The following is a 22,308-nucleotide window of genomic DNA, read 5'->3' as shown; positions in this document are numbered from 1 at the left end:
GCCGTTACCTGAGCTTGAACTGGACGGTGTAGCGCCCGGTCGTCTCGACCGGTTCGCCATCCGCCGTCGCCGGCTGGAAGCGGGCCTGCGATGCGGCTCTGAGCGCGGCAGCGTCGAACACGCCGGGCGGCGACGAATCGACGACCCGTGCGCCGATGACCTTGCCCGTGGGCCCGACAGTGAGCTCCAGTTCGACATAGCCCTGCTGCCCGCGCCGGATCGCGGCTTGCGGATACGTGGGCGCGACGCGTTTGATGGGCTTGAGCTCGGACAGCGTCTTCGGCGCCCGTGGAATCAGCCGATCACGCTCGTCGAGCAGGCCGGCCGCACGCGCCTGCTCCAGCATCGGCCGGTGCGCATCGACGCCCGACAGCGTTGCGAGATAGTCGTTGACGAGCGCCTGCAAGCCGGCGCTCGGCCCCGGTGTCTGCGCATAGCGCAGCACCCGCACCGCGCAGGACGCCGCCGGCTCGCCGGCGCAGTCGTGCGCGAGTGCCGCCCGCATCCATCCGATCCCTTCGGCGTCGTCGGCCGGCTCGGCCGCGTCGATCTGGATCAGTGCGGCGCCGGTGTCGTCCAGGTGCACATAGGCCTCGGCGAGCAGATAGCGGTAGGTATCGGGTACCGGACGGCATTGCTGCTCGACCACGGGCCGCAGTGCCTCGACCACCTCCGGCCAGCGCTGCGAATCGCGCGCGAGCTGGGCGAGAACGGCACGCATCTGATCGATGCGCGCGCCCTCCACATACTCGTTCCGCAACACCCGGTGCGCCTGCTCTGCCGCGGGCTCGGCACGGCCGTCGTCCATATAGCGCCATGCCCGTTCGAAGGCCAGTACGCCATCGAGATAGCTGCCTGTCGGCGCCGCTTCGGCCATCGTTTCGAGTTCGGCGATCGCCTCGACGGCCGGCCGCGCCCGCGTGGCGGCAATGCGCTGCTCGACCTCGGCTTCGAGCGCCTGCCCGCGCCCCGCCTGTGGCGGATTGCAGGTGTACGGCGGCAGCTCCCCGGCGTGCGCCAGGACACCGACCACGGCCGGTAACGCGAACACCCATCGCATCCGCTTCATGCCCCGCTCCCTTGGCTGCTCATGCTCGGCAGCTTCTGCGGACATCTTATCCTGAGGAATGCCCCGGGCGCCGCGCCCAGTACCGTGCCAACAGGCCACCGGTGATCAGGTGCCAGATGCCCCACCAGGCGACCACCAAGGCCATGCCGCCGAGGTTCTGGAAGTAGGTGAAGATCAGCGTCAACCCGAGCGCGGTGTTGTGGATGCCGGTCTCGAAGGTGATCGCACGGCGCTCGGCGGTCCCGGTGCGCAGCAGGGTCGCCACCGAGAAGCCGGTCGCCAGCGCCAGCGCGTTGTGGATCAGCACGAGCACGAAGATCCCGGTCAGCGCCTGCCAGAAGATGGCGTGGTTCGCCGCGACCGCGAGGACGACGAACGCGAAGAAGACGACGAGCCCGAAGCGCTTGAGCGGCTGCCGCAGCCGTGCTGCGAATGCCGGACGGCGCTCGGCCAGCATCATCCCGACGAACAGGGGAATCACCAGCGCGAGCACGATCGTGCCGACCAGTTCGCTGTACGGGACCGCGACATCGCGCATCGCGTCGCGTGTCACCGGATGCAGGCTGCCGAGCACGCCGAAGATCATCGGCGTGCTCGCCGGCGCGACCAGGCTCGAGATCGTCGTCATCGCCATCGACAGGCTGGTGCGTCCCCCGGCCCAGTGGGTCAACACGTTGGACATGTTGCCGCCGGGGCAAGCGGCGGTCAGCATCAGGCCGAGTGCGATGCTGGGGGCGGGCTTGGCAATACCGACCAGCAGCAGGGTCAGCAAGGGCAGTGCGACGAGCTGGGACGACAGCCCGATCAGCACCAGCCGCGGCTCGCGCAGCAGTTGACGAAAGTCGGACAGGCGCAGCTCCAGCGCGACGCCGAAGACGACGACCGCCAGGATCGCCTGCAGCACCAGCGCGGCATCGGGGCTGAAACTCAGTTGTATCTGGTCGATCTCGCTGGGCATCGGCTCACTCGAATAACAGTGCTGCACCGGCGAACAGCAGCAGCAGGTCCATCGCCAGGCGGAACTGGCGCTCGTCCACGCGATCGTGCAGGCGGCTGCCGATCCATAACCCGAGAAAGCTCACGGGCAACAGCCATGCCGCGGTCTGCGCCATCCCGGCGCTGAAGCGCCCGGTAGCCACGAACCACGCAGTCAGCCCGCTGTTGAGCGTGAGCCAGACGACGAGCATCGTCGCGCGCAGGCCGCTCTTGTTCAGCCCGCTGCCGGACATCGCCGCCGCCAGCAGCGGACCGCCTGAAGCGTAGAGGCCCTGCACGAAACCGGAACCGGCGATCATCGCCGTGCGCAACGGACCCGGCGCATGCCACGCGCGCGCCCGGCGCAGGCGCCAGAGATCGAGCACGGACAGCGCAACGATCAGGGCGCCGTAGAGCGGGCGCAGCATCGTGGCCTGCATCAGCAGCGGCGCGCACAGTGCCCCTGCAGCGGCGCCGACCACCATCAGCGGCAGGATTTCGCGGCGCAACAGCGGCCAGGCGATGACGCGACGCTGTTGCCAGACCAGCCAGGCCGAGAACGGGACGTTCAGCGCGACGATGATCGGCAGCAGCCACGGGATCGGCAGCCACAGTGCAGCGAGCGTCATGCAGACCACCGTGCTGCCGAAGCCGGCCAACGCCTGCGTCGTGCAGGCGAGCAGCACCACCAGCGCCAGGGCGAGCGACGACAGCGTCATGCCAGCGCGGCGATGTGGCGGTCGAGTTGCGCGAGATAGGTGTCCCGGTGGACGTAGTAGGCCATGCGATCGAGCTTCATGTAGCGGAAGCCGCCGGACAGGTCCACGTCCTGCGAGCGCGCGGCGTCGAAGGCTGCAAGGCGACGGTCTCCCGCCGTTCGCGCGCCGATCACGGCGGCCACCAGCTCGGCCTGGCGTGCGCGGCCTTCCCAGCCGATGCCCGTGGCTTCGACCATGCCCAGCACGAACAGATCGTCGATCCCCGGCGGGAAGATGTTGAGGAACAGTTGCGGGCAGCCGTCGCGCCAGTTCAGCAGGGCGCGGTCGAGGAACGGAAAGCTCAGCGCGAAGCCGGTCGCCAGCAGCACGAGGTCGTAGCCCGCGCGCTCGCCATCGGCGAACTCGACGTGCCCGCCATCGAAACGCTGCGGGGCGCGGCGCACGCGGATGTCGCCGTGGCCGACGTGGTAGAGCACCTGGCTGTTCACCACCGGATGCGACTCGTAGAGGCGATGATCGGGCCTCGGCAACCCCAGCCGGGTCGGGTCGCCGATCAGCAGCTTCAGCAGCCAGCCGTCGACCCGCTGCTTGAGCCAGGCCGGCAGTTTGAGCCGGCCGCCGATCGTGTCTGCCGGCTTGCCGGCAATGAACTTGGGGACGAAGTGCACGCCGCGGCGCACGCTCCAGTCGACGCTCGCTGCATGGTGCACGGCGTCCACGGCAATATCGCAGGCCGAGTTGCCGGCACCGACGATCAGCACCCGCTTGCCGCTGAACCGTTCGGGGTCCTTGTACTCGCCCGAGTGCAGCAGCTCGCCGGCGAAGGTTCCGGGAATCTCGGGACGGTAGGGCGTGCTGAAGGTGCCGACCGCGCTGACCAGATGCGTGAAGTCCTCGACGGTGCCGTCGCCGAGCCGCAGCCGCCAGCCGCCCTCGGGCCGCCGCTCCGCCGCCTGGACCTCGGTGCCGAAACGGTAGTGCCGGTACAGGTCGAAGCGTCGCGCGTAGTCCTGCAGGTACGGCAGCAGTCGGGCGTGAGCCGGGTAGTCCGGCATGTCCGCCGGCATCGGGAACTCCGCGTACTCGGTGCGCCGCGCCGACGAGATCAGGTGCGCGCTCGCATACATCGTGCTCCAGGGGTTGGCGATGTCCCAGAGGCCGCCCACGTCGGCATGGCGCTCGAAGCCGGTGAACGCCAGCCCGCGTTTCGAGAATGCGCGGGCGGCGGCCAGACCCGCCGGGCCGGCGCCGATCAGTGCAATCTTCATCTGCGATCCGCCGCGCGTGCGCGCTTCGCCGGCCGACTCATGAGCATGGGCTCCCCCGCGTTGTCGTCCCGCCGCGCCTCGGTCGGACGCGATCCGGTCGATACAATAGCAGCCCGGTTCATGCTGCCCGTCGGACCCCACCACCTCCCGATGCCCCCGCTTTCCGCCCCGCGGCCCTACCGCCTGCGCACGCTCGCGCACGCGCCGAACGAACTCGGCGAGACGGTCCTGGCCTGTGTCGTCCACGACGCGCGCATCACCGACGACGCAGACCCGCGCCTGATCCAGGTGCCGCTGCCGGTTCTGTCCGGGAACGCGGTCGAGCTATGGGAGACCGAGGGACCGGTGCAGATCGGCCGTGAGGCCGGCATCGGCTACGCCCAGGGCGAGGCCGTGCTGTTCGCGCAGCTGCGCGTTGGCGCCGAGGCCATGCGCGACCCGCGGGCCGCGACCGCGCGCGCCTACGCCGAGCTGCTCGCCTTTTTCGCGCGCCGGCCGGGCTGGCACTGGGTACGGAGCTGGAACTACATCGGCGACATCCATCGCCGCGACGGCAGCGGCGACGACGGCGAGCGCTACCGCCAGTTCGTCCTCGGCCGCCACGAGGTGCTGTCCGCGGAAGCCGGCTTCGAGGCGCGACTGCCGGCGGCCACCGCCATCGGCACCCGCGGCGAGGCGCTGCTGATCTACGTCCTCGGCACCCGTCAGCCCGGCGTGCAGATCGAGAATCCGCGCCAGGTCAGCGCATTCCGCTATCCGCGCCAGTACGGCCCGCGCAGCCCGAGCTTCTCGCGCGCGCGCCGGCTCGACTGGGCCGACGGCGCCGATCTGATCGTCTCCGGCACGGCCAGCGTCGTCGGCCACGAGACCGCGCACCCGGGGGACGCCGCCCGCCAGCTGCGCGAAACCCTGGAGAACCTTCAGCAGCTGCGCCGGGACGCCGGCGCGCACGACTGGCCGTCGGTCTGCACGAAGCTGTTCGTGCGCGATGCCGCAACACTCGCGCAGGCCCGACCACAGGCCGGATCGCTGCTCGGCGATGATCGGGCCTGCGTGCTCGAAGGGGAAATCTGCCGCACGGACCTCGCACTGGAAGTCGAGGTGCTGCTGCAATCAGCCTGAACGCACCCGGCTGACCGCATCCTGCCAGCCGGCATACAGCTCGTCGGCGCGGGTCTGCGGCATCGCCGGCGTGAAGCGCCGTTCGGCCTGCCACAGCTTGGCGATGTCGTCGAGCGAGTCGTAGACGCCGGCCTGCAGGCCGGCGACGAAGGCCGCGCCCAGCGCCGTCGTCTCGACGGTCTGCGGCCGCACCGTCGGAATCTGCAGGATGTCGGCGAGACACTGCGTGAGCCAGTCGTTGACCACCATGCCGCCATCGACGCGCAACTCGGTCGGGGCGCAGGCGTCCTGCTCCATCGCGCGCATCAGGTCGCGCGTCTGGTAGCCGACCGATTCCAGCGCCGCGCGGACGATGTGGGCAATGCCGGTATCGCGGGTCAGGCCGAACACGGCGCCGCGCGCTTCCGGGTCCCAGTACGGCGCGCCCAGTCCGGTGAACGCGGGGACCAGATAGACGCCCTGCGTATCCTCGATCGAGCGTGCCAGCCGCTCGGTCTCGCCGGCGGCCTTGATCAGATGCATGGCGTCGCGCAGCCACTGCACGGCGGCGCCGGCCACGAAGATGCTGCCTTCGAGCGCATACGTCGGCTTGCCGCCCAGCCGATAGGCCACGGTGCTCAGCAGCCGGTGCTTGGACAGCTTCAGCTCGTCGCCGGTGTTCAGCACCATGAAGCAGCCGGTGCCATAGGTCGACTTGATCATGCCCGGCGCAAAGCAGGCCTGGCCGATCGTCGCGGCCTGCTGGTCGCCGGCAACGCCGCCGATCGTGATCGCGCCGCCGAAGAGTTCGGGGACGGTCGAACCGAAGTCATCCGCGGTGTCGAGTACCTGCGGCAGCAACGCGCGCGGTACGCCGAAGAACTCGAGCAGCTCGTCGTCCCAGTCCTGGGTCCCGAGGTTGAACAACGCAGTCCGCGAGGCGTTGGTCGCATCGGTGACATGCACCTTGCCGCCGCTGAGCTGCCACAGCAGCCAGCTGTCGATCGTGCCGAAGGCGAGTTCGCCCTTTTCGGCACGCGCGCGCGCGCCTTCGACGTGGTCGAGGATCCAGCCGACCTTGGTTGCGGAAAAGTAGGGATCGAGCAGCAGGCCGCTGCGCTGCGCGAGCCAGTCGCTCCGGTCCTGGTGCTGCTGGCAGAAGGCACTGGTCCGCCGGTCCTGCCAGACGATGGCACGATGAATCGGCTTGCCGGTCGCGCGGTCCCAGATCACCGTGGTTTCGCGCTGGTTGGTGATGCCGATCGCAGCGATGTCGCCGGCCTTCAGCCCGGCCTGCTGCAACGCCTCGCGCACGCAGGCGACCGTGTCCTCCCAGATGCGTTCGGCGTCGTGCTCCACCCAGCCGGGCCTGGGGAAGTGCTGCGGCAGTTCGCGCTGTGCAACCGCCTGCTTCTCCCCGCCGCGCCCGAACACGATGGCGCGGGTGCTGGTCGTGCCCTGGTCGATCGCGAGCAGTGTGGTCATCTGAGCGTTCCTCCGGTTATGCGGCCCTTGGCATCTCCGCCGTGGTGCGCGCTGCGGTTCCAGGAGCCGTCTATTGATCCAGAACGTCGCCGCGTGAAACGATCGGCACCGCAATCCCGTCACGCCACGTTGCAAGGATGCGCGCAGCCCGTCAGAACCACCGCAGGACCCTGTGTCCGTCGCTACCGGGACGAAACATGATCGCCTTGCGAAGCCGCACACGAACCGCCGGCGCGCGTCGTAGCTGCGGTTGCCGGACCGTGCATCAATAGCACGTGGACAGCCATCAGTTCCAGCACGATCTGGGCGGAGGACACCGCACGCATGTCCATGCCTGGTTGCCGGCGTCGACGCCACGTGCGGCCGTGCAGATCGTGCATGGCATGGCCGAGCACGGCGCGCGGTATGCGCGGCTCGGCGCAGCGCTCGCCGCGCAGGGCTTCGCCGTCTACGCACCGGATCTGCCGGGACACGGTCGCAGCGTGCGCGAGGCCGCGGAACTGGGACACGTCGCCGATCGTGACGGCTGGCGCATGTCGCTGTCCGCCGTCAACGCCGTGCGGGGGGAGATCGAACGACGACATGCCGGACTGCCGATAGTCATGATCGGGCACAGTCGCGGCTCGTTCCTGTTGCAGCACTATCTGTTCGAGCACGGCAACGGCCTGGCCGGCGCGGTGTTCTCGGCGGGAACGGCGACGATGGGCCCGCTGCGCGCGGTGGGCCTGGCGCTGATGCGCACCGAGGCGCGCCTGCTGGGCGCCGACCACCGCAGCGCGCTGGCCGAGGCGCTGACGTTCAAGGATTTCAACCGCCGTTTCAGGCCCGCGCGGACGGACTTCGACTGGCTGTCGCGCGACACGGCCGAGGTCGATGCCTATGTCCGCGATCCGTTGTGCGGATTCCGCTGCTCGGCAGCGATGTGGATCGAGCTGCTGGAAGCCGGTGGCCGCCTGGCCGAGGCCTCGCGACTCGCGCGCATCCCGAAGTCGCTGCCGGTGCTGCTGCTCAACGGCGCCGCGGACCCCGCCTGCCGCTTCGCAGCGGGTGCGCAGGCACTGGCGACGCTGTACCGGCAAGCCGGCCTGACGGACGTCAGCCAGCACCTGTATGCCGACGGCCGCCACGAGCTGTTCAACGACGTCTGCCGCGATCAGGTCACCGACGACCTGATCGCCTGGCTGCGAGCCCGGATACCCGGCTGAACCTCTCCGGCCCTCAGGACCCGAGGCGCAGCGTCACCGCCGCATACAGCTGCCGGCCGCTGGCCTGCTGTGCGAAGTAGGTGCCGGGGAAAAAGGTCGCATCGGTCACCTGGTTGAGTACGCGCTTGTCGGTGAGGTTGTTGGCGCCGATCGTGACCGACCAGCGCTCCATCACGTCCGACAGCGTGAAGCGCGCCGAGTAGCGCGTGTACGCGTCGACGCGACTCGCGGGGTCGAGATCGGTGTCGGTGTACTGCTCGCCCTGGTAGAGCACGTCGCCGGCGAGCCGCCCGGTCAGCCCGAACACGGGGAAGGTGAGCATGGGCGTCAGCGTCGCGGTGGCCTTGGGCGCGAAGGCGATGGTGCGCCCGCCGAGATCCTGCTGGGCATCGAGCTGCAACTCCCCGGTCTGCGGGTTGCGCACCGGCGCCGGCGCGGCCGCATAGTCCTCGTACTTGGCATCGAGCAGGCCGACGGAACCCATGATCTGCAGCGGCGCGAACGGCGTCAGCCACAGGAAGTCGGCCTCGAGCCCGCGGGACTTCGCCGATGCGGCGTTGCTGACGTCGAAGAAGATGCCGTTGAAGGCGAGCACCTGCAGGTTGTCGAAGCGCGTCTCGTAGACCGTCGCGTTCACGCGCAGGCTGCGGTCGAGCAGGGTCGCCTTGATGCCGAGCTCGAAGGTCTCGGCGTTCTCCGGTTCGAACTCGAGGTCTTCGCCGGTGAACGACAGCGAGTTGTAGCCGCCGCTCTTGTAGCCCCGCGCATAGGAGGCGTAGAGGTTCACGCCGTTGTCGCCGAAGTACTGGATCACGAATTTCGGCGAGACGTCGGACTCGTCGCGTTCGAGACCGCGCTGCTCGTAGTTCTCGGCGCCGAGCAGCAGCGACATCACGCAGATCGGCAGGCCGAGCCGATCGAGCGTGCACTGGCGTGTGCCGAGCGAGTCGACGGTCTTTTCCTCGCGATTGATGCGGATGCCCGGCGTGATGGCCCAGCGCTCGGTGAGAAACCACGTCGCCTGGCCGAAGAAGGCCAGCGAGGAGACATCCTGCTCGTAGTCGAGCTGGTAGAAGTCCTCGCCGATCACCGGGCCGAGCAGGTTGCCGATCAGCGGGATGCCCGGCAGGCCGATGGGTCCGAACAGGTTGATGCCGCCGCCGCTGGCGAGCTGCAGGAAGTCGTCGGTCAGCAGGTACGCGCCGATGTCACTGCCCGCCATGATGCGCGCGAGCAGGGTGTAGCTGGACTCGTACCAGAACGCGCCGGCGACGAAATCGATCTCGCGGCCGAGACCGAACAGGCTGTCGGCGCGGGCGGCGAAGCGAAGCTCGGCGGAAATCTGCTCGTGGTCCTCGTGGTTGTCGAGCCGGGCGATGTCGGCGGGCGAGACGTCGAGCTCGTTGAGCTGGTCGATATGAAACGTCGATCCGGCCAGCACCAGTGTCAGGCTGCTGTCGTGCAGGCCGCCGGCCACGGTCCCGAGATCCCAGCGCGTGTTCAGCGCCACCGTCTCCGATCCCTTCTCGATGAAGCCCGGCGTGTCAGCCGACGTATTGAAGTCGTACGGATCGTCCTCGATGTCCGGGTCGTAGCTCTCCAGGAAGTTGCGCGTGTCGTCGTCGAGCTGCATCAGCTGGAACGGCCAGAACGCGGCCTCGGTATCGGAAATCTGCGCGGTCAGCTCGGAGGTCACGTTCGGCAGCGGGTACAGCAGCAGCTTCAGACGGCCGGCCTTCTGCGTCAGCTTCTCTTCCTCGCGATCAAGAAAGCCGTTGTACAGCTCGCCGTCCTCGCTGCGGTACAGGCCGGCGACACGCAGGCCGCCCCAGTCGCTGAACATGCCGCCCGCGCCGCCTTCGACGCGGTGCGCATTGTCGCTGCCGTAGCTGTAGCGTCCGTCCGCCTCGAAGAAGTTTCCGGGCCGCTTGCTGGTGACGTTGAACACGCCGGCGATGGTGTTCTTGCCGAACAGCGTGCCCTGCGGCCCACGCAGGACCTCGACGCGATCGACGTCGAACATCGACTCGGTGAAGTAGCCGGGGCGTCCGAAGTAGATCTCGTCCTGCACGAAGCCGACCGAGCTTTCGAAGCTCGGATTGAAGGCGTTGGTGCCGAAGCCGCGGATGAACAGCTGCGGCGAACCGAGATCGTCGGCATCGACGCGCACGTTCGGCACGTAGGCGGCGACCTCGGCGAGATCGACGGCATTGGTCATCTGGATGAAAGCGCCGTCGACCGCGGTCACCGAGATCGGCACGTCCTGCAGCGACTGCTCCTTCTTCTGCGCGGTGACGACGATCTCCTCGATCTGTGTCGCGCGCGGTGGCGGCGCGGCAGCCGGCTGCGCGACCGGGGTTTGCAGCGGTTCGACCGCGATCGTCGACAAGGCTTCGGGCGGCGGCGGCGCGGCGGTCTGCACGTCGGCGCGCGGCGCGACGGCTTCCCCGCGCGGTTCGGGTTCAGCGGCGGGCTCGTCGGCGAACAGCGCATCGAGAAAGTCGTCGTCCGCGCTCTGCGCGAAGGCGGCGCCCGCACTCGACAGGAACGCGGCTGCGGCAACGATCATCCAGTGTTTCATCTCAGCTCTCCGGGTCCAGCTCGCGGGGCCGGTATCCGGCCTGCGCTGCCAGTGCTAGCAAAAGGCGATCCGTTTCGGCGGCAAGCTCGGCGGCCACGCGCTTCGGTCGGGGCGAGGTGGCGATCGTGATCGCCGCCTGCAGGATGGCGCCGAGCAGCAGGGTGGCGAGCGCCGACAGCGACGCCGGCGCCAGCTCGCGCCGGTCGACGGCGTTCTGCAGCCCTTCGACGACGATCTGCCGGGCGATCGCCGTATCGGTTTCGCGCCAGGCCGCCCAGCCGAGCGCGGCCGGTGCGACGACGTAGACCATGCGCCCGTAGCGCGGCCGGGTGCACAGCTCGAAGCAGGTGCGTGCCCCGAGCTGCACCATACCGAGCGGCGTGTCCGCGGTCAGCGCGCGTGCACGCACGATCTCGCCCATCTCTCGGTCGATGGATTCGAACACTTCCCGGAAGATCCCGAGCTTGTCGGCGAAGTGGTGATAGAACGCGCCCTTGGTGACGGCCGCCGCGGCGACGATGCGATCGACACTGACGGCGTCGAAGCCGTGCGTCACGAACAGCTTTTCGGCCGCGCGCAGCAACCGCCGGCGCGTCATGTCGCCGCGCGGCTGGCGTCGTCGCTGTGCGGACGGGGCGGCTGGCTGATCCAATCTTCCCATTGACGCAAAACATACCCGGAGTATGTAATTTGGGACAGTAGGAAATTCAGCCGGTGTAAGCTGGCACGGACCTGAGCGGGGGACATCGAAGATGCGTATGCATTCGGCACTGTCGGCACTCGTGTGCGCGGGAACCGCGCTGCTGGCCGCCTGCGATTCCGCCCCGCCGCCACCGGCTGCACCGCCGGCGGCAACGGCCGCCGCGCCCGCGGACCCCGCGGTCGTGCGGCTCTATTCGCAGACCTGCCGGGGTTGCCACGACCCGATGGCACGCACCGGAGCACCCGCCACCGGCGACCGCGAAGCCTGGGCGCCACGCCTCGCGCAGGGCATGGACGTGCTGGTCGAGCACACCATCGGCGGCTATCGCGGCATGCCGCCGATGGGCGCATGCATGGACTGCGGCGAAGAGGATTTCGCCGCGCTGATCCGCTACATGTCCGGTCAGTAGGCGCACGATGAATCGCCGCGACTTCCTGATCAGCTCGCTCGCCGCAGCCGGCGGCGTCGGCCTCGCCGCCTGCGATGATCATGGCGCCTCGAACATGCCGAAGGCGCCGATGCCGACCACCGGGCCCGACGGCAGACGTCTGCTGCCCTGGCAGAACTGGTCGGGATACCAGCATGCGCTGCCGGCCGAACGGCTGGCGCCGCAGGACGAGGAGGAGCTTGCCGCGCTGCTGCAGCACTCGCCGGCACCGATCCGCCCGGTGGGCGCGGGGCACTCGTTCGCCGCACTGGTGCCGACACAGGGCTCGCTGCTGTCGCTGCGCAACTTCGGCGGCCTGAAGTCGCACGACGCCGCGAGCCTGACGGCGACGCTGGGCGCCGGCACGCGACTCGGCGACGTCGGCCCGATGCTCGACGACGTCGGCCAGGCCCTCGCGAACATGCCGGACATCGACTCGCAGACGATCGCCGGCGCGATCGCCACCGCCACGCACGGCACCGGCCGCGCACTCGGCGCGCTGCACAGCTACGTCACCGGCCTGCGGCTGGTCACGCCCCGCGGCGAGGTGATCGACTGCAGCGCCGAGCACAACCCGGAGGTGTTCGCCGCGGCACGTGTCTCGCTCGGCAGCCTCGGCGTGATCACCGAGGTGACGCTGCGCAACGTGCCGACGCACAAGCTCAAGCGCAGCGTTTGGCTCGAGCCTCTGGACCAGCTGCTCGAGCGCTTCGACGAGCTGGCGCGCCAGCATCACAGCTTCGAGATCTATTACCTGCCGTTCTGCAGCAGCGCGGTCGCGATCGCCATCGATCCGACCGACGAGCCGATCTCGCCGCGCGGCGAGGAGCAGGACAACGACGCCGTGATGCAGATGAAACAGGCGCGCGACTGGCTGAGCTGGTGGCCGGGGCTGCGCCGGCGCGTGCTCGACCTGGCGACGCAGGACTTCAAACCCGAAGAGGCGGTCGATCTGTGGTACCGCATCTTTCCGTCGAGTCGCGAGGTGCGGTTCAACGAGATGGAGTATCACTTCGACGCCGATGCGCTGCTTCCGGCGTTCAGGGAAGTGCGCAAACGCATCGAGGCGCAGCATCACGAGGAGTTCTTCCCGATCGAGCTGCGCGTCGTCCGCGGCGACGATGCCTGGCTGAGCCCGTTCCAGGGCCATGAGGTCTCGGGCTCGATCGCGGTTCACCGCTATCACGCCGAAGACCCGCTGCCTTACTTCGCCGACATCGAACCGATCTACCAGCCGTACGAGGGCCGCCCGCACTGGGGCAAGATGCACACGCTCACGCCGACACAGCTTGCGGGCCGCTATCCGCGCTGGGCGGACTTTCTCGCCGTGCGCGCGGCGCTCGATCCGGACGGGCGCATGCTCAATCCCTATCTGCGCACGCTCTTCGGCCTCGCATGAACCGCAGACGCCGCCTGCTGCTCGGGGCCGCCGTGGCCGCGCCGCTGGCTGCCGTCGTCGCCGCGAAGCCGCGCGCGCGCGCCGGTGCCCACGACGCCTACTTCCGCGCACTGCAGTCGGCGCTGGCCGAGGCCGGCCTGATGCGCCCGACGCTGGTCATCGACCGCGCCCGTCTGCAACACAACCTTGCACGCCTGCAGGCCAACCGTCCGCGCAACTTCGCCTACCGCATCGTCGCCAAGTCGCTGCCGAGCCTGCCGCTGATCGAGACCGTGCGCCGCGCGACCGGGACCGATCGCCTGATGGTCTTCCATCAGCCCTTCCTCAACCTCGTCGGCGAGCGCATGCCCGATGCGCGGGTGCTGCTCGGCAAGCCGATGCCGGCGGGCGCCGTGGCGCGCTTCTTCGCCCACCACCGCAATCCGGCCTTCGATCCCTTGGCGCGGATCGAGTGGCTGGTCGATACCCCCGTGCGCATCGCCGAGTCCGCGGAGCGGGCGCGCGCGCGCGCCGCCGAGGGCCTGGGGCCGATGCGGCTGAACTTCGAGATCGACGTGGGCCTGCACCGCGGCGGCCTGCGCGACGGCCGCGCCGTCGCCGAGGCGCTGCGCGCCGTGCAGGCGGAACCCTCGCTGCGCTTCTCCGGGCTGATGGGCTACGAGGCACATGCCTCGAAGATGCCGGGCCTGCTCGGCGGCCCGCGCGGCGCGCTCGACCGAGCGATGCAGGCGTATGCCGAAGCGCTGGGTGCCGTTCGCGAAACGCTCGGCGACACCTTCGACGCCAGCGCTCTGACGCTCAATGCCGGCGGCAGCTCGACCTACGCGATGTACGACGGCAGCGAGCCGTGCAACGAGCTGGCGATGGGCTCGGGCCTGGTGATGCCGACCGACTTCGACGTGCCGTCGCTGGCCGATCACCAGCCGGCGTCCTACATCGCGACCCCGGTGCTCAAGGCGCTCGACCGCACCGAGATCGCCGGCATCGAGTCGCTGACCGGCCTGTTCCGCGCCTGGGACCCGAACACCGCCCGCGCGTTCTTTCTTTACGGCGGCTACTGGCTGGCCGACCCGGTGTCGCCGCCGGGCCTGCAGCGCAACGCGATCTGGGGCCACTCGACCAACCAGGACCTCTACAACGGATCGGTCGACGTCGAACTCGCCGTCGGCGATCACGTCTTCCTGCGCCCGCATCAGAGCGAGTTCGTGTTCCTGCAGTTCGGCGACATCGCCGTCTACGACGACGGGCGCATCGTCGAGACCTGGCCGGTGTTCACGCAGGGCGCGTGACCGGCCGGCTGGCCGCTACACGACGCCGGCCTTGCGCAGCGCGTCGATGTCCGCACCCGCGAAGCCGAAATCGGCGAGCACTTCGTCCGTATGCTCGCCGCGCGCCGCCGGCGGCCGCTGCACCTCGCCGGGCGTGCGGCTGAAGCGCGGGGCCGGGGCCGGCTGCACCACACCGTCGATCTCGACGTAGGTCCCGCGCGCCTTGTTGTGCGGATGCTCGGGCGCTTCGTCCCAGTCGAGCACCGGCGCGAAACAGCAGTCGGTGCCTTCGAGCAGCGCACACCATTCGTCGCGTGTCTTCGTGCGGAACAGTGCCGCGATGCGCGGCTTGAGCGCGGTCCATTGCTTCGGGCTCAGATGCTGGCTCATGTCGATGCCGTCCAGTCCGACCTTTTCGCAGAACAGCTTGAAGAAGTGCGGCTCCAGCGCGCCGAGCGCGACGGCCTTGCCGTCGGCGCAGGTGTAGCAGTCGTAGAAATGCGTGCCGCCGTCGAGCAGGTTCGAGGCGCGGCGGTTGCTCCACAATCCGCCGGCCTTCATGCCGACGATGATCGCGCTCAGCAGCGCCGTGCCGTCCGTCATCGCGGCATCGACGACCTGGCCCTTGCCCGAGCGCTGCGCCTCGAGCAGCGCGCAGACCATGCCGAACGCCAGCAGCATGCCGCCGCCGCCGTAGTCGCCGATCATGTTCAGCGGCACCGGCGGCGGCTCGTCGGCGCGGCCGATCGCGTGCAGCACGCCGGTGATCGCGATGTAGTTCAGGTCATGCCCCGCGGCCTTGGCCAGCGGCCCGGTCTGGCCCCAGCCGGTCATGCGCCCGAAGACGAGTCGCGGATTGCGCGCGAGACAGACCTCGGGTCCCAGGCCCAGCCGCTCCATCACGCCCGGGCGAAATCCCTCGAGCAAGGCGTCGGCCTGCTCAAGGAGCTTGAGCAGCAGTTCGGTGCCGTCGGGATGCTTCAGGTCGACCGTGATCGAGCGGCGTCCGCGCGTCGTGACGTCGAAACGCGGATGCGCGAACCCGATCGGCGCCTGGGACGCCTTGGCCTCCACGCGGATCACCTCCGCACCCATGTCCGACAGCATCATCGCCGCGAACGGCCCGGGGCCGACGCCGGCCATCTCGATGATCTTCAGTCCCTGCAACGGTCCGGCCACGTCGGTTCGCCCCCTGTTCGATGTGTCGCCGGATTATGCCGGTCGCGCGAAATCCGCGACCGCGGACTCCGGAAGCTCAGCTTGCGCGCTGGGCCGGCGAGACGGTGATCACGGGGCCGGTCGGCAGGCCCGTCGGCGAGCCGCCGGCGGGTTCGCGGGAAACGGCCAGCGTCGGCTTCGCCGGCATCGTCAGGCCGCGCGGCATCGGCAGCTCGCCATCGCCGTCATCCGGCATCACGCCGAGCGAGCGCGGCTGGCCGTCGTCGCCAATCACCCACAGTTCGAGACTCTCGCGCGAGAAGTCGAGCGGGAACTTGCCAGCACCGGTGATGCGAATCAGCCGGCGCTCCGGCGACAGCGTCACCAGCCACTGTGCTTCGCTCTGGCCGGGGCGCAGCAGGGCGACGTAGGGCAGCGGCTGGATAACCGGAACCTCCACGCGCACGATCTGCGCCGGCGGCGGCGGCCGGTTGCGTTCGCGCGCGAGGCCGACTGCGAGCACCGCCGACGCGGCGGTCGCTGCCAGCGCCCACGCCTGCCACAGACGCAGACTGCGCGACGCGCCGCCCGCAGCGACCCGCAACGGCGTCACTTTCGACGCGTTGATCTGCTTCTCGATTGCCGCCCAGACGACGTCGCGCGGCGTCTGCGGCGTGAAGCCGTGCTGCAGCGGGGCCAGTCGGCGTTCCCACCAGCGCACTTCGTCGCGCAGGTCCGACCGTGCTGCGAGCAGCCGTTCGAAACGTCGGCGCGCACGCCCCGCCAAGGTACCGAGGACGTACTCGGCGGCCAGAGCCTGCTTCAGCCGTGGATGTTCGACTTTCATTCGCCCAGACACTCCCGCAGCCTTTGCAGGCCGCGACGCACCCAACTCTTGACCGTCCCCAGCGGCGCTTCGAGGCGGCGCGCCAGTTCCTGGTGTGTGTAGCCCTCGTAGTACGCGAGCAGCACGCTGCGCCGCTGTTCGTCCTGCAGGCCTTCCATGCATTCGGCGAGCCGGCCCATGCCTTCCTTCTCGACGGCACCCGCCTCGGGATCGATCCCGCTGCTTTCGTCGGCAAAGCTCATCGACGCATCCTCGCCATCCTCGGGCAGCTCGACCTCGGGCCGCTTCATGCGCAACAGATCGAGTGCGCGGTAGCGGGCGATCGTCATCAGCCACGTCAGCGGTGCGCCCTTTTCCGGCGAGTACGTGTCGGCTTTCTGCCAGATCTTCAGAAAGCAGTCCTGCAACGCCTCCTCGGCCCAGTCGCGACGCTTGAGGATACGCAGCAGCAGCCCGAACAGATGCGGGCCGCTCGCGTCGTAGAGGTGGCGGAACGCACGCTGGTCGCCGCCTGCGGTAGCGGAGAGCAGGCGCGCGAGCTGTTCGGGGTCAGCCATGCAAGGGGGACCTTTTCGGTCGCGGATCGGGGGCCAGTCTAGCCCGCCTCAGCCGCCGTCGCCGCGCTGCAGCGGCTGCGCGACCAGACGCAGCAGTCCGCCGGGGCGCGGAAACGCTTCGAGACCGATGCGCATGGAATCGTGAGCCTCCCGGGGCTGTGCGCGATAACTGCCGAACAGGTGGTCCCACCACGTCAGGTTGAACCCGAAATTGCTGTCCGTCTCGTCGCGATGGATCGAGTGATGCACCCGGTGCATGTCGGGCGTGACCACGACGCGGCGCAGCCACCGGTCGGTGCGCAGCGACAGATCCAGGTTGGCGTGGTTGAACATCGATGTCGCGTTGAGCAGCGCCTCGAAGCAGACCACCGCCCAGACCGGCGCGCCGAGCACGGCGACCGCTCCCATCTTCAGCCCCATCGACAGCAGGATCTCGAGCGGGTGAAAGCGCAGCGCGGTCGTCACGTCGAAACCCGGGTCACTGTGGTGCACGCGGTGCAGGCGCCACAGCGGCGGCAGCGCGTGCATCAGCCGGTGCTGTGCGTAGATCAGCAGGTCCAGCGCCAGCAGCGCGAACCCGAACTCGATCCAGGCCGGCCAGGCCAGCGCCTGCAGCAGGCCGACGCCATGGGCCTGGGCCCAGTACGCGACGCCGACCGCGCCGGCCCCCAGCAGCAGACGCAGCAGCAGCGTATCGACGACCACCAGGCCGATGTTCGCGGACCAGCGCTGGCGGCGAGATGGGGCCGTCGCCCGGCGCGGCCACGCCGCCTCGGCGGCGAGCAGCAGAACGCCGGTCCCTAGAAACGCGCCGAGCCGCACCAGGGTTTCCGCGTCAGTCATCGCAGGAGCCTGATGGTGGCACCGCTATAATCAAGGACTTCATCAGCGTCGAATCGGATTCTCACGGTGGCGATCGGTTCTTACCCCAGCACCCGGCTGCGCCGTACCCGGCAGGCGGCCTTCATCCGCGACATGGTGCGCGAAACGCGCCTGGTCCCTGCGCAACTGATCCAGCCGCTGTTCGTCGCCGAGAACGCGCTGCGCGGGCCGGTGGCGGCGATGCCGGGCGTCACGCGCCTCGACCTGGACGAGCTGGTGCGTGAATGCGAGGCACTGTACGCCCTTGGCATCCGTTCGGTTGCACTGTTTCCGGTGACGCCGGCGGAGCGCAAGACGCCGAACGGCGACGAGGCGCTGAACCCCGACAGCCTGATGTGCCGCGCGATCAAGGCGGTGAAGCAGGCGCTGCCGCAGATCGGCATCGTCGCCGATGTCGCGCTCGACCCCTATACCAGCCACGGGCAGGACGGCGTGCTCGACGAGGCCGGCCGTGTCGACAACGATGCGTCCTGCGAGATCCTGCGCCGGCAGGCGCTGCTGTACGCACGCTGCGGCGTCGACATCGTCGCGCCCAGCGACATGATGGACGGCCGCATCGGCCACATCCGCCAGGTACTGGAGCGCGACGGCTGCAAGGACACGCTGATCCTGTCCTACGCGGCCAAGTACGCCTCCAGCTTCTACGGCCCGTTCCGCGACGCGGTCGGCTCCGGCTCCAACCTCGGCAAGGGCGGCAAGGAGACCTACCAGATGGACCCGGCCAACACCGACGAGGCCCTACGCGAAGTGGCGCTCGACCTCGACGAAGGCGCGGACATCGTCATGGTCAAGCCGGGCCTGCCGTATCTCGACATCATCCGCCGGATCAAGGACGGCTTCGGCGTCCCGGTCGCGGCGTACCAGGTCAGCGGCGAATACAGCATGTTGAAGGCCGCAGCCGCGAACGGCTGGCTCGACGAGAAGAAGGCCGTGCTCGAAGCACTCGTCTGCCTGCGCCGGGCCGGCGCCGACATGATCCTGAGCTACCACGCGAAGGACGCCGCCGGCTGGCTCGGCGCCTGAGGCCGGCCGGCACCATGGACCGCTACGCCGTCATCGGCCAGCCCGTCGCGCACAGCCGTTCGCCGGCGATCCACGCGCAGTTCGCGCGGCAGACGGACCAGGCCCTGAGCTACGAGGCGATCGAGATCGCGCCCGATGCGCTGCCCGAGCGGCTGCAGGCGCTGCACACGGCGGGCTATCGCGGACTCAACGTGACGCTGCCGCACAAGGTCGCGGTCATGGCGCTGTGCAAGACCGTCTCCGGGCGGGCGCAGCGGGCCGGCGCGGTGAACACCCTGATCCGCACCGACCAGGGCTGGCACGGCGACAACACGGACGGCGAGGGCTTCATCCGTGATCTGCAGCGCCTGGGCTTCGGCGTTGCCGGGCGGCGCGTGCTCGTGCTCGGCGCCGGGGGCGCCGTGCGCGGCATTCTCGAGCCGCTGCTCGCCGCCGCACCGGCGGAACTGGTCGTCTCGAACCGCAACCCCTGGAAACCCGAGGCGCTGGCCGAAGCCTTCAAGCCGCTGGGGACGATCGTTCCGCGCACGCACCTGTCGCTCAAGGGCGATCGCTACGACCTGGTCGTCAATGCCACGGCGGCAGGGCACAGCGGGCGCATGGCGGCGCTGCCGGGCCCGCTGCTCGCCCGCGGCGGCGACTGCTACGACCTGTCCTACGGCACGGCGTTCGCACCGTTCAGGGCCTGGTCCGAAGCGCAGGGTGCGGCGCGCATCGCCGACGGCCTCGGCATGCTCGTCGGGCAGGCCGCGGCGGCCTTCGAGGCTTGGCGCGGCGTGGTGCCGGACCGGCTCGACGCCGTCATCGCGCGGCTGCGCGAGTAGGCGGCCGACGCTTGAGCGCTCCTTCCGCCTCGAATCAGCCGGACCTCGCGCTGCTCGGCAGACTCGCGCGGATCGAGCGGATCTGCGCGATCTCCGCCGCCGCGATCTCGGCGACCGTTCTGCTGCTGTGGCTGGTCCGTCCGCTGCTGCCGGCGCTCGACGCACCCGGCTGGCAGCAGATGAAGTTCAACACCGCGCTGGGCTGCGGCCTCATCGCCCTCGGCCTGCTGCTGCGCGTGCCCGGCGCGGCGCCGGCGCGGGTGCGCGCGACCCTGCTGCTGTCGGCGGTGGTACTCGCGCTGGCACTCGGCGCGCTGTTCCAGTACGCCACCGGCCTGTCGCTGTTCATCGACCAGCTCGTCGTGCGCGATCCGTCGCCGTCGCTGCCGGGGCGCATGTCACCGCAGACCGCCACGGTGCTGGCGCTCGCCGCGGCAGCAATGTTGCTGATGCGCCGGACGAGCGGTTTCGGCGCCCGCCTCGCGGACCTGCTGGTCGTCGCCCTCGTCGGCGTGGTGCTGATGCTGCTGTGCGGCTACCTGTTCAGGGCCTCCGGCCTGTACGGCATCTCCGGGGAGACGGTGACCTCGCCGCAGAGCCTGATCTGCTTTCTGCTGCTGGCCTTCACCATCGCGGCACGCCGCGCGCTCTACGGATTCACCTCGGTGCTGGTCGGCGTCGGCATCGGCAGCCACATCGCGCGCATCGTCCTGCCGGCCGCGCTCGTCCTGCCGTCGGTGCTGGCCTTGCTGCGGCTGTACGCCTCGGAGAGCGGCATCGCCGACCGCGCGACCTCCACCGCGGTCACCGTGGCCAGCCAGACGCTGATCGTGATGTGCCTGGTGATCTGGATGGCATGGCGCATCAACGCGCTCGAGTCGCGCCTGCGGCATGCCTCGCTGACGGACGAACTCACCGGCGCACACAACCGCCGCGGATTCATGCTCATCGCCGAACAGGCGCTGGCGCTCGCCAGGCGCAACGGTCAGTCGGCGCGCCTGTTCTTCTTCGATCTCGACGGTCTCAAGCGGATCAACGATTCCCTCGGCCATGACGCCGGCTCCGAGTTCATCCGCACGATGGCCGAACTGCTCAGACGCGGCTTTCGCGAAAGCGACGTGATCGGCAGGATCGGCGGCGACGAACTGGTGGCGCTGGCGATCGACGATAGCGGCGACCCCGGCCGGCGCCTCGCGGCCCTTCACGATGCCGCTGCGCAGCTCCAGGCGGAACGGCGGTCGGACTATCCGCTGGCGTTCAGCGCCGGCCACGCCCCCGTGGACCTGACGGCAAGCCGCCCGCTCGAAGCGGCGCTGCGCGTCGCCGACGAACGCATGTACGCGAACAAGCTGGAGCGTCGGGCGCAGCGCGCCTGACGGCAGGTCTCAGTCCGCCACGGCGTGCCGCGCGACGATGTCGGCCACGACCATGCTCACGCGCTTGCCCGTGGGAATGTGCAGGAACTCGTTCGGGCCGTGCGCGTTGGAGTGCGGGCCGAGCACACCGGTGACGAGGAACTGCGCCTGCGGGAACTTCTCCCCGAGCATGCCCATGAACGGAATCGTGCCGCCTTCGCCCATGTACACCGGCGGCGGGCCGAAGTAGGCGCGCGACGCGGCGTCGACGGCCTGTTCCAGCCACGGCGCGAGCTGCGGCGCATTCCAGCCGCTGCCCGACTTCTCGCCCTCGAAACGGACCTTCGCGCCGTAGGGCGCCTCGGCTTCGACGATGCGCCTGAGCGTTTTGGCGGCCTTCCTGCCGTCGAGCGTCGGCGGAATCCGCAGCGACAGCTTCACCGTCGTGAACGGGCGCAGCACGTTGCCGGCACTCGACAGGGCTGGCAGGCCGTCGACGCCGGTGACGGCGAGCTTGGGCCGCCAGGTGCGGTTGAGCACCAGTTCGGTCAGGTCATCGTCGGCCGGCCGCATGCCGTCGACGAAGGGAAACTTGCTGTACACCTCGTCGCCGAGCGCCTGCGCCGCCGCCCTGGCCTGCTCGATCCGCTGCGGCGGAATCTCGACGTGGAAATCGCGTGGACGGATCTCGCCACTGGTCTCGTCCTCGAGGCGCGAGAGAATCTGCCGCAGCACGCGGAAGCTCGACGGCACCACGCCGGACGCATCGCCGGAGTGCACGCCTTCGGTCAGCACATCGACGCGCAGGTTGCCGCCGACCAGACCGCGCAGGCTCGTCGTCAGCCACAGCTGGTCGTAGTTGCCGCAGCCGGAGTCGAGGCACACGACCAGCGAGGCCTTGCCCAGCCGCGGCGCGAGATGGTCGACGTAGTGCGGCAGATCGTAGCTGCCGGATTCCTCGCAGGCCTCAATCAGCACCACGCAACGCGACTGCGGCAATTTCTGTTCGCGCAGCGCGAGCAGCGCCGCGAGCGAACCGAAGATCGCGTAACCGTCGTCGGCACCGCCGCGCCCGTAGAGCCGGTCCTCCCTGAGCACCGGTGTCCACGGACCCAGGCCGTCGGCCCAGCCGTTCATTTCCGGCTGCTTGTCGAGATGGCCGTAGAGGATCACGACATCGTCGTCGCGGCCGCCGTGCGCCGCCGGGATGTCGATGAAGATCAGCGGCGTGCGCCCTTCGAGGCGGATCACTTCCAGCGTCGCGCCCGGCAGCGCGGCGAGCTTGCTCCGTGCCCAGTTCTCCATCAGGCGCACGGCGTCATCCATGTAGCCGTGCGCCTGCCACTGCGGATCGAACAGCGGCGACTTGTTCGGAATGCGGATGTACTCGGTGAGCTGCGGCACGATCTCGTCGTCCCACAGCGCGGCGATGCAACGCTGGATCTGCGAACGGTCCATGGCG

General features: G+C 69.5%; 20 protein-coding genes. 8 read left to right on the top strand and 12 right to left on the bottom strand.

The window, feature by feature from the left end; all coding sequences use genetic code 11:
* Positions 1 to 4: 4 nt before the first annotated feature.
* From ACEQZY_RS06305 to ACEQZY_RS06290, 4 genes are read right to left on the bottom strand one after another with little or no spacing between them, the layout of a single operon-like run.
* A complete protein-coding gene (locus ACEQZY_RS06305) occupies positions 5 to 1,069 on the bottom strand; it encodes a TonB family protein (protein ID WP_370153071.1) in 1,065 nt (354 codons plus the stop codon).
* A 46-nt stretch (positions 1,070 to 1,115) separates the two neighbouring features.
* A complete protein-coding gene (locus tag ACEQZY_RS06300; protein WP_370153069.1) occupies positions 1,116 to 2,027 on the bottom strand; it encodes a bile acid:sodium symporter family protein in 912 nt (303 codons plus the stop codon).
* Positions 2,028 to 2,031: 4 nt separating this feature from the next.
* On the bottom strand, positions 2,032 to 2,763 hold the full coding sequence (locus tag ACEQZY_RS06295; protein ID WP_370153067.1) for a sulfite exporter TauE/SafE family protein: 732 nt from the start codon (positions 2,761 to 2,763) through the stop codon (positions 2,032 to 2,034).
* Positions 2,760 to 4,031: a flavin-containing monooxygenase gene (locus tag ACEQZY_RS06290; RefSeq protein WP_370153065.1), complete on the bottom strand. Its 1,272-nt coding sequence runs from the start codon at positions 4,029 to 4,031 to the stop codon at positions 2,760 to 2,762. The genes ACEQZY_RS06295 and ACEQZY_RS06290 overlap by 4 nt, the downstream gene beginning before the upstream one ends.
* 120 nt (positions 4,032 to 4,151) lie before the next feature.
* On the opposite strand from ACEQZY_RS06290, the gene ACEQZY_RS06285 reads away from it, so the two are divergent.
* Positions 4,152 to 5,153, top strand: a complete 1,002-nt coding sequence (locus ACEQZY_RS06285) for a hypothetical protein (RefSeq protein WP_370153063.1) — start codon at positions 4,152 to 4,154, stop codon at positions 5,151 to 5,153.
* On the opposite strand, the gene glpK is transcribed toward ACEQZY_RS06285, so the two are convergent.
* Positions 5,145 to 6,617 (bottom strand): glycerol kinase GlpK, encoded by a 1,473-nt coding sequence (gene glpK, locus ACEQZY_RS06280; protein WP_370153061.1) that lies wholly within the window; start codon positions 6,615 to 6,617, stop codon positions 5,145 to 5,147. The genes ACEQZY_RS06285 and glpK overlap by 9 nt on opposite strands.
* A gap of 275 nt (positions 6,618 to 6,892) precedes the next feature.
* Between glpK and ACEQZY_RS06275 the strand changes: the two genes are divergently transcribed.
* Positions 6,893 to 7,822 (top strand): alpha/beta fold hydrolase, encoded by a 930-nt coding sequence (locus tag ACEQZY_RS06275; protein ID WP_370153059.1) that lies wholly within the window; start codon positions 6,893 to 6,895, stop codon positions 7,820 to 7,822.
* Positions 7,823 to 7,835: 13 nt separating this feature from the next.
* Here ACEQZY_RS06275 and ACEQZY_RS06270 read toward each other — a convergent pair whose 3' ends face one another.
* A complete protein-coding gene (locus ACEQZY_RS06270; protein ID WP_370153058.1) occupies positions 7,836 to 10,403 on the bottom strand; it encodes a TonB-dependent receptor in 2,568 nt (855 codons plus the stop codon).
* Between the two features lies 1 nt (position 10,404).
* A complete protein-coding gene (locus tag ACEQZY_RS06265) occupies positions 10,405 to 11,001 on the bottom strand; it encodes a TetR/AcrR family transcriptional regulator (RefSeq protein ID WP_370153056.1) in 597 nt (198 codons plus the stop codon).
* A gap of 154 nt (positions 11,002 to 11,155) precedes the next feature.
* Between ACEQZY_RS06265 and ACEQZY_RS06260 the strand changes: the two genes are divergently transcribed.
* From ACEQZY_RS06260 to ACEQZY_RS06250, 3 genes are read left to right on the top strand one after another with little or no spacing between them, the layout of a single operon-like run.
* Positions 11,156 to 11,515: a cytochrome c5 family protein gene (locus ACEQZY_RS06260; RefSeq protein ID WP_245903959.1), complete on the top strand. Its 360-nt coding sequence runs from the start codon at positions 11,156 to 11,158 to the stop codon at positions 11,513 to 11,515.
* A 7-nt stretch (positions 11,516 to 11,522) separates the two neighbouring features.
* On the top strand, positions 11,523 to 12,932 hold the full coding sequence (locus ACEQZY_RS06255; protein WP_370153054.1) for a D-arabinono-1,4-lactone oxidase: 1,410 nt from the start codon (positions 11,523 to 11,525) through the stop codon (positions 12,930 to 12,932).
* A complete protein-coding gene (locus ACEQZY_RS06250) occupies positions 12,929 to 14,221 on the top strand; it encodes an alanine racemase (RefSeq protein ID WP_370153052.1) in 1,293 nt (430 codons plus the stop codon). Before ACEQZY_RS06255 ends, ACEQZY_RS06250 begins: the two co-directional genes overlap by 4 nt.
* Positions 14,222 to 14,236: 15 nt before the next feature.
* Here the strand turns inward: ACEQZY_RS06250 and ACEQZY_RS06245 are convergent, their stop codons facing one another.
* The 4 genes from ACEQZY_RS06245 to ACEQZY_RS06230 all read right to left on the bottom strand — a co-directional run bounded on the left by ACEQZY_RS06245 (position 14,237) and on the right by ACEQZY_RS06230 (position 17,605).
* Complete coding sequence (locus ACEQZY_RS06245) at positions 14,237 to 15,379, bottom strand: CaiB/BaiF CoA transferase family protein (protein ID WP_370153050.1); 1,143 nt, start codon at positions 15,377 to 15,379, stop codon at positions 14,237 to 14,239.
* 76 nt (positions 15,380 to 15,455) lie between these two features.
* Entirely contained in the window at positions 15,456 to 16,205 is a 750-nt protein-coding gene (locus ACEQZY_RS06240) for an anti-sigma factor domain-containing protein (RefSeq protein WP_370153048.1), read from the bottom strand.
* Positions 16,202 to 16,762 (bottom strand): sigma-70 family RNA polymerase sigma factor, encoded by a 561-nt coding sequence (locus ACEQZY_RS06235; RefSeq protein ID WP_370153046.1) that lies wholly within the window; start codon positions 16,760 to 16,762, stop codon positions 16,202 to 16,204. Before ACEQZY_RS06235 ends, ACEQZY_RS06240 begins: the two co-directional genes overlap by 4 nt.
* 48 nt (positions 16,763 to 16,810) lie before the next feature.
* On the bottom strand, positions 16,811 to 17,605 hold the full coding sequence (locus ACEQZY_RS06230) for a sterol desaturase family protein (protein ID WP_370153045.1): 795 nt from the start codon (positions 17,603 to 17,605) through the stop codon (positions 16,811 to 16,813).
* A 66-nt stretch (positions 17,606 to 17,671) separates the two neighbouring features.
* On the opposite strand from ACEQZY_RS06230, the gene hemB reads away from it, so the two are divergent.
* The 3 genes from hemB to ACEQZY_RS06215 are packed head-to-tail and all read left to right on the top strand — an operon-like array spanning position 17,672 to position 20,867.
* Positions 17,672 to 18,667 carry a porphobilinogen synthase gene (gene hemB, locus ACEQZY_RS06225; RefSeq protein ID WP_110266443.1) on the top strand — a complete coding sequence of 332 codons (996 nt, stop codon included), beginning with the start codon at positions 17,672 to 17,674 and terminating at the stop codon, positions 18,665 to 18,667.
* A gap of 14 nt (positions 18,668 to 18,681) precedes the next feature.
* Positions 18,682 to 19,491, top strand: coding sequence for a shikimate dehydrogenase (gene aroE / locus ACEQZY_RS06220; protein WP_370153043.1), 810 nt, complete (start codon positions 18,682 to 18,684; stop codon positions 19,489 to 19,491).
* A gap of 11 nt (positions 19,492 to 19,502) precedes the next feature.
* Positions 19,503 to 20,867 (top strand): GGDEF domain-containing protein, encoded by a 1,365-nt coding sequence (locus ACEQZY_RS06215; protein ID WP_370153041.1) that lies wholly within the window; start codon positions 19,503 to 19,505, stop codon positions 20,865 to 20,867.
* A gap of 9 nt (positions 20,868 to 20,876) precedes the next feature.
* Here ACEQZY_RS06215 and ACEQZY_RS06210 read toward each other — a convergent pair whose 3' ends face one another.
* On the bottom strand, positions 20,877 to 22,304 hold the full coding sequence (locus ACEQZY_RS06210) for a M20 family metallopeptidase (RefSeq protein ID WP_370153039.1): 1,428 nt from the start codon (positions 22,302 to 22,304) through the stop codon (positions 20,877 to 20,879).
* Positions 22,305 to 22,308: the final 4 nt, after the last annotated feature.

It is taken from the genome of Ferrovibrio sp. (assembly GCF_964218355.1).
Lineage (GTDB): Bacteria > Pseudomonadota > Alphaproteobacteria > Ferrovibrionales > Ferrovibrionaceae > Ferrovibrio.
This window is presented reverse-complemented; position numbering and strand designations above follow the sequence as displayed.

Bases quoted from the DNA above. Each gene is read 5' to 3' on its own strand.
- ACEQZY_RS06255 (WP_370153054.1), top strand. From the start codon at position 11,523: ATGAATCGCCGCGACTTCCTGATCAGCTCGCTCGCCGCAGCCGGCGGC.
- ACEQZY_RS06290 (WP_370153065.1), bottom strand. From the start codon at position 4,031: ATGAAGATTGCACTGATCGGCGCCGGCCCGGCGGGTCTGGCCGCCGCC.
- ACEQZY_RS06270 (WP_370153058.1), bottom strand. From the start codon at position 10,403: ATGAAACACTGGATGATCGTTGCCGCAGCCGCGTTCCTGTCGAGTGCG.
- ACEQZY_RS06230 (WP_370153045.1), bottom strand. From the start codon at position 17,605: ATGACTGACGCGGAAACCCTGGTGCGGCTCGGCGCGTTTCTAGGGACC.
- ACEQZY_RS06305 (WP_370153071.1), bottom strand. From the start codon at position 1,069: ATGAAGCGGATGCGATGGGTGTTCGCGTTACCGGCCGTGGTCGGTGTC.
- glpK (WP_370153061.1), bottom strand. From the start codon at position 6,617: ATGACCACACTGCTCGCGATCGACCAGGGCACGACCAGCACCCGCGCC.
- ACEQZY_RS06235 (WP_370153046.1), bottom strand. From the start codon at position 16,762: ATGGCTGACCCCGAACAGCTCGCGCGCCTGCTCTCCGCTACCGCAGGC.
- ACEQZY_RS06295 (WP_370153067.1), bottom strand. From the start codon at position 2,763: ATGACGCTGTCGTCGCTCGCCCTGGCGCTGGTGGTGCTGCTCGCCTGC.
- ACEQZY_RS06240 (WP_370153048.1), bottom strand. From the start codon at position 16,205: ATGAAAGTCGAACATCCACGGCTGAAGCAGGCTCTGGCCGCCGAGTAC.
- aroE (WP_370153043.1), top strand. From the start codon at position 18,682: ATGGACCGCTACGCCGTCATCGGCCAGCCCGTCGCGCACAGCCGTTCG.
- ACEQZY_RS06250 (WP_370153052.1), top strand. From the start codon at position 12,929: ATGAACCGCAGACGCCGCCTGCTGCTCGGGGCCGCCGTGGCCGCGCCG.
- ACEQZY_RS06210 (WP_370153039.1), bottom strand. From the start codon at position 22,304: ATGGACCGTTCGCAGATCCAGCGTTGCATCGCCGCGCTGTGGGACGAC.
- ACEQZY_RS06265 (WP_370153056.1), bottom strand. From the start codon at position 11,001: ATGACGCGCCGGCGGTTGCTGCGCGCGGCCGAAAAGCTGTTCGTGACG.
- ACEQZY_RS06260 (WP_245903959.1), top strand. From the start codon at position 11,156: ATGCGTATGCATTCGGCACTGTCGGCACTCGTGTGCGCGGGAACCGCG.
- ACEQZY_RS06285 (WP_370153063.1), top strand. From the start codon at position 4,152: ATGCTGCCCGTCGGACCCCACCACCTCCCGATGCCCCCGCTTTCCGCC.
- ACEQZY_RS06300 (WP_370153069.1), bottom strand. From the start codon at position 2,027: ATGCCCAGCGAGATCGACCAGATACAACTGAGTTTCAGCCCCGATGCC.